The following is a 6,277-nucleotide window of genomic DNA, read 5'->3' on the forward strand; positions in this document are numbered from 1 at the left end:
GGGGCCGCACTGCCGCGGGCCTTGCAGCCAAAGCATCCGCCGGAGATACCGGCAAAAAGCAAAAAAAAGAAAAACCCTCGGCACCCGGGTCCGACGACGAAAACCGCCGCACCGGCCCGGTGCTTGATCTTGATATGGACGAAGCCGAAGCCGAACACGACACGGACGAGCCGGACATTGACGCCCCGGACAGCGAAGACGACCTGCTTGATTCCGACCTGGACGAGGACGACGAGCCGCACCTGGTGCATGAAGGCGAACGGGACCGCAGCGTTCCCGCGCCTTCTTCTTCCCGTGTGCCTGCTGTAGGTACCCGCGACAGTCTGCACCTGTACCTTCGGGAAGTGAGCCGTTTTCCCATGCTCAAGCCCGAAGAGGAACACGAACTGGCCCTGCGCGTGCGCGATCATAATGATGCGGACGCGGCCTTTCGCCTGGTTTCGTCCCACCTGCGCCTGGTCGTGCGCATTGCCATGGATTTTCAGCGCCGCTGGATGCAGAACGTGCTTGACCTCGTTCAGGAGGGCAATGTGGGCCTCATGCGCGCGGTCAACAAGTTTGACCCCGACAAGGGCATCAAGTTTTCCTATTATGCCTCGTTCTGGATCAAGGCGTATATTCTCAAGTTCATCATGGACAACTGGCGCATGGTCAAGATCGGCACCACCCAGGTGCAGCGCAAGCTGTTCTACAATCTGAACAGGGAACGCCAGAAGCTCATCATGCAGGGCTATGATCCCGATGCAGCCATGCTTTCGGAGCGCCTGGGCGTGACCGAAGAACAGATCAATGAGATGGATCAGCGCCTTGCGTCCACAGACATGTCGCTCAACGCCCAGGTGGGCGAAGATTCGGGCGGCGCTACCCGTATGGACTTTCTGCCCGCCCTGGGACCCGGCATCGAAGATAGTCTGGCGTCTACGGAAATCGCGGGAATAGTGCGCTCAAAGCTCAAAGCCATCATGCCGAAACTCAACGAAAAAGAGCTGTATATCCTGCACAACAGGCTGCTTTCCGACGAGCCGATCACCTTGCGTGAGATAGGCGAACGGTATAACATCACAAGAGAAAGAGTGCGCCAGCTTGAAGCGCGCCTGGTAGAAAAAATCGGTCAGCATATGAAGAATGACATAGAAGACTTCTCCGATCACTGGATTCAATCCTAAGCTGCACGGATACAGTCCGCAATGAAACGAAAAAATATCGCGCTGCTCTGCGCCCTGATCATGGCCGCCGCCACCTCCTTTTCCCTGCTTGGCTGCGGCGGCTGTGCCGGAACAAAAGCTCCGGCGGACCAAAGCCAGACCCAAGAAAGCTCTGCGGCCTTGCGCGACGTGGAAGTCCGGCAATCCGAAGAGCAGCTTTCGCCCGAGGCCCGGAGCACCTATGCCTTTCTTCTGTGCGCCCAGGCTCTCAACGCGGAAGATGAGGACGCCCTGCTGCGGGCGGCCCCTCTTATGGCTGAAGCCAGGCTGCCCGCCAATATCTGGCTGGAAGGCGGCGTCTGGCTTGTAAGCCGCAAGTCCGCCGAGGCCGTACCCTATCTTGAGCAAGGGCTTTCAGTGGCCCCCGATGACATGTCGCTCAACCTGCTCTACGCCGAAGCGCTTATGGAGCAGGGAGCGCCCGAACGGGGCGTGGAGCTTATGCGCGCCTTTCTGGCAAAGCACCCGGACTCGCTGGACGCCCGTCTGGAACTGGCCCTTCTGCTGGTCAAAGTCAAAGAATACGTTGAGGCCGAGAGTCTGCTCAACAGCGTCAGCGCCAAAGAGCGTACGCCGCTGGTGGACTATTACCATGCCCGCGCGCTCATCGGCATGGACAAACAGGCGGAGGCCATCCCCTACCTTCAGAAAGCCATCAAGGAAATGCCCGATTTTGTGGAGGCCATGGCCGAGCTGGCTTTCATTCACGAGCAGCGCGCGGAACTGAAATCTGCGCGCAACATGTACGAAAAGCTGCTTAAATTCAACTTCTCCCCTCAGGATGTCCTTCTGCGGCTCATCAATCTCTCGCTGCGCATGAACCAGCCCGAAAAAGCGCTGAAATACATGCGCCAGGGGCCGGACACCATCCCTTTCAAACTCACGGTGGCGGGCCTTTTCATCGAATCGCGCCATTATCTGCAAGCTGAAAGCCTGCTCAAGCAGATCGCCGCCAGGGACGACGCCCCTGTGGACGTCTTTCTGCTGCTGGCCGATCTCACCTACGAACAGCGCCACGACTTGCCTCTGGCACTTTCATGGCTGGACAGGATTCCGCCGCAAAGCAAGGCCGCGCCCAAAGGAGCCTTGCTGCGCGTACAGTTGCTTGGCGAATCCGGAAAAGAGCAGGAAGCCCTGGACGCAACCCGACAGGCTCAAAAGCAGTTCAGCGACCTCCCCCAGTTCTGGGATCTGGAAATCCGCCTGCTGGCCCGTCAGAAGCAAATGCCCCATGCTCTCGAGGCCGCGCGCAAGGCCGTGCAAAAATGGCCCGACAGTGCGGAACTGGCCTTCCTGCTTGGCTCGCTGCTGGATGAATCCGGCGACAAAAAAGAAGCCTTCAAGGTGATGGAGCATATCCTTACCCTGCATCCGGACAACTATCAGGCCCTCAACTATGTGGGCTACACCCTGGCTGAAGAAAACCGCGAACTGGAACGGGCCCTGGCGCTGCTTGTCAAAGCCGACGAACTGTCGCCCGACCAGTCGTATATCGTGGATTCCCTGGCCTGGGCTTTATACAAGCTGGACAAGAATGAAGAGGCCCTGGTCCAGATACGCCGGGCCGTCAAGCTTGACGAAAATGCCGATGCCTCCATATGGGAGCACTACGGCGACATTGCCTCAAAGGCCGGACTCAAGGACGAGGCCCGCAACGCCTACCAAAAGGCGCTGGACCTCAAACCCGCCAATGCGGACGCATTGCGGCAGAGACTTTCAAAACAATGAAAAAAACCTTCGTCCTTTGCTGCATTTGCAGTCTTGCCCTGCTGGCCGCCTGCGCCCGCCAGCCCTCTCTGGACATGACGCCTGAAAATCAGGCCAGACTTGAAGCGCGCTGGCAAAAATTTTCAGCCCTCGGACATCAGAACACGCTCGCGCCCTACAGGCTGCAAATGAGTCTGCGGTTCGGCACTGAAGGCGATACCCGCCGCGTCACTGCCCTTTTCTGGGGCAACAGCCAGCGCAGGCTGCGTCTGGACGTCATGGCCGGCGTGGGCGCAACCGTTGCCAAAATCCTTGAAGACGGCCAGCACTTCCTGGTTTACAGCCCCACGGACAACAAGGCGTACTTCTATCAGGGGGCCGCCAAGCCGCTGCTGCAGGTAGGCGTGCCTGTTCCCTTCAACCTGGAGCATCTGGCCGACCTGCTCAACGGCCGCTACAGCGCTGTTTTCGGCAGAAGCTTCACCACCGGCAGCCTTATGCCCGGCGACCTTGCCCAATACACTCTTGAAGGCACGCCCGGCGGCGTGCTGACCCTTGATGCGGCGGGCCTGCCCGTGGCCTGGAGCGAAAAAGGCGACAACGGCAAGGGCTGGAAAATGGAAGTGGCCTACGACAATGCCCAACCTCCCCTGCCGCAGCGCCTGAACCTTGTCCACTCCAACGGCAAGCGCGCCATCGTGCTTATCAAGGACAGGGAAAAGCCCGCAAACCCCTTTACAGACGAGCAGATGACCTTATCCATACCAGAAGGCGTACCGCTGTTGCCGCTGGCAAAATACCGCCAGCCCTAAACCGTTCAAGTTCGCCCGGCGGCCGGACATGGGACGGGGCGGCATTCGCCTGTCTGCTGTTTTTGCTGATTGACCTTTGATTCGCTTTTCTCCGGGCTGGCCGGTCATCCGGCTGGCCCGTTGTCACCCTTGCAGGAGTTGTTATGCAATCCATCCATCTGGCATCGGACCATGCGGGCATTGATCTTAAAACCACACTGGCCGAGCATTTGGGGAAAAAGGGCATCAACGTCGTAAACCACGGCACTGATTCCAGAGAAAGCTGCGACTATCCCGTGCTGGCGCACAAACTTTGCGCCGCTGTGGAAGCCACCGGCGAACTGGGCATTCTCATATGCGGCACGGGCATCGGGGTTTCCATAGCCGCCAACCGCCATGCAGGCATCCGCGCCGCTCTTTGCACCACCGAACTGCACGCCCGTTTTGCCCGCCTTCACAATAATGCCAACGTGCTTTGCCTCGGCGCGCGCGTCACCGGCGTGGAACTGGCACAGGCCATTGTGGACGCCTTTCTGGAAGCCTCTTTTGAGGGCGGCCGCCACCAGCGCCGCCTGGACATGCTCAACCTCCCCGCATAAAGGAAAATCATGCTGCTCTACAACACCCTGGGCCGCCAGAAAGAAGAGTTCGTTCCCCTCCGTCCCGGCAAGGCGCACATGTATGTCTGCGGCATCACCGCTTACGATTACTGCCACATCGGACACGCCCGCTCGGCCCTGGTTTTTGACGTGCTTGTGCGCCAACTGCGCCACATGGGCCTGGATGTGACCTTTGTACGCAACTTCACGGACGTGGATGACAAGATCATCAATCGGGCCAACAAGGAAGGGCGCGACTGGCGTGAAGTGGCCCAGACCTACATCAACGCCTTTTATGAAGATATGGACAGGCTCGGCGTGCAGCGCGCCGACATTGAGCCTCGCGCCACGGACCACATACAGGAAATTCAGGATCTCTGCGCCAAGCTGGTGACCGAGGGCAAGGCCTATGCCACGGCATCGGGCGACGTGTACTTCAGGGTGCGCTCCTACCCGCCCTACGGCAAGCTTTCGGGCCGCAGCCTGGACGAACTGCTCTCCGGCGCGCGCGTGGCCCCAGGCGAAGAAAAAGAAGATCCGCTGGACTTTGCCTTGTGGAAGGCCGCCAAACCTGGCGAACCCTCCTGGGAAAGCCCCTGGGGACCGGGCAGGCCCGGCTGGCATATCGAATGCTCGGCCATGAGCGAACCCTACCTGCCTCTGGACATCCACGGCGGTGGTCAGGATCTGGTCTTCCCCCACCACGAAAACGAAATAGCCCAGACAGAGGCCGTGTGCCATTGCCATCTGGCGCGGTATTGGGTGCACAACGGCTTTGTGCAGGTCAATGCTGAAAAAATGTCCAAGTCGCTTGGCAATTTCAAGACCATTCGCGACATTCTTGAAAGCTATCTACCTGAAACATTGCGTTTTTTCCTACTTGGCAAACATTACCGCAGCCCCATTGACTTTACCGCTGAAGGCATGGACGAGGCGGAAAAAGCCCTGCACAGGGTGTACACCGCCCTGCTGGAAGCACAAAAAGCCCTTACGCGCGAAAAATGGAAAAAATCCCCGTTGCCCGCGCAATTGGCAGAGGACTGGGCCGCACAGGCCGCAGCGCTGGACGAGGCCATGAATGACGACCTCAACACCGCGCAGGCTCTGGGCCATATTTTTACGCAGGTGCGCCTTGTCAACCGGCTGCTGGAAGACAAGACCCTGCGTGCCGCCGAGGCCGGACGAGACCTTTTGCAGGACTTTCTGGCCCGGTCGGAACAGTGGAATGCGCGCCTGGGACTTTTCGGCCGTCAGCCCGAAGCGTTTCTGGCTGACCTGCGCCGCATTCGTGCCACGCGCAAAAACATCGACATCCCTCGCGTGGAGGCCCTGCTGCAAGAACGGCAAGAAGCCCGCGACAATAAGGACTTCGCCCGTTCCGACGCTCTGCGTCAGGCACTGCTTGATCTTGGGGTAAGCGTGCGCGACACCCCCGAAGGGCAGAACTGGGACCTGGAGTAGGCTCGGCCCGGGATCGACGGGAGAACCTATGCTGCATTATTGCGCCCCGCGCCGCTGGACGGCCCTGCTGGTGCTGCTGGCTTTTCTGCTGCCGCAGATATGCCCGACCCCGGCGCAGGCATTCTTTTTCGGCGGCGTGACCATCAAAGACGAAAAGGAGATGGGCAACAAATTCGATATCATGGTGCGGTCCAATCTGCCCATTATCGAAGACCCCGAAGTAAAACAGTATGTGGACTACATGCTGAACAGGCTGGTCAAAACCATTCCGCCCCAGCCTTTCACATTCAAGGCCAGCACCATCCTGCACAACTCCCTTAACGCCTTTGCCGTGCCGGGCGGCTACGTTTATGTGTTCACCGGCCTGATAATGAACCTGGACAAGGAAGAGGAACTGGCCGGGGTTCTGGCTCACGAACTGGCCCATGTCACCCAGCGCCATGTGGCCTCACGGCTGCAACGCGCCCAGTTCGTCACCCTCGGCTCACTGCTGCTGGCCGTGGCGGGCGTGGCC

Annotated in this window: 6 protein-coding genes; all 6 read left to right on the forward strand. The window is 59.2% G+C overall.

Going from position 1 to position 6,277, the window contains the following annotated elements; all coding sequences use genetic code 11:
- The coding region (locus tag V6C07_RS03990; RefSeq protein WP_442891923.1) for an RNA polymerase factor sigma-32 at window positions 1-1,166 on the forward strand (1,166 nt) is incomplete at its 5' end.
- A gap of 21 nt (window positions 1,167-1,187) precedes the next feature.
- The gene (locus V6C07_RS03995; protein WP_333535067.1) at window positions 1,188-2,933 is read left to right on the forward strand and encodes a tetratricopeptide repeat protein; all 1,746 of its coding nucleotides are present in this window, start codon (window positions 1,188-1,190) and stop codon (window positions 2,931-2,933) included.
- Complete coding sequence (locus V6C07_RS04000) at window positions 2,930-3,724, forward strand: hypothetical protein (RefSeq protein ID WP_333535068.1); 795 nt, start codon at window positions 2,930-2,932, stop codon at window positions 3,722-3,724. The genes V6C07_RS03995 and V6C07_RS04000 overlap by 4 nt, the downstream gene beginning before the upstream one ends.
- 143 nt (window positions 3,725-3,867) lie before the next feature.
- Window positions 3,868-4,302, forward strand: a complete 435-nt coding sequence (gene rpiB / locus V6C07_RS04005) for a ribose 5-phosphate isomerase B (protein ID WP_333535069.1) — start codon at window positions 3,868-3,870, stop codon at window positions 4,300-4,302.
- A gap of 9 nt (window positions 4,303-4,311) precedes the next feature.
- Complete coding sequence (cysS, locus tag V6C07_RS04010; RefSeq protein ID WP_333535070.1) at window positions 4,312-5,763, forward strand: cysteine--tRNA ligase; 1,452 nt, start codon at window positions 4,312-4,314, stop codon at window positions 5,761-5,763.
- 28 nt (window positions 5,764-5,791) lie between these two features.
- A partial coding sequence (locus V6C07_RS04015) for a M48 family metalloprotease (protein WP_333535071.1) occupies window positions 5,792-6,277 on the forward strand: 486 nt, incomplete at its 3' end.

The sequence above is a fragment of the Desulfovibrio sp. 1214_IL3152 genome (genome assembly GCF_036763055.1).
In the GTDB taxonomy this organism is placed as follows: Bacteria; Desulfobacterota; Desulfovibrionia; order Desulfovibrionales; family Desulfovibrionaceae; genus Desulfovibrio.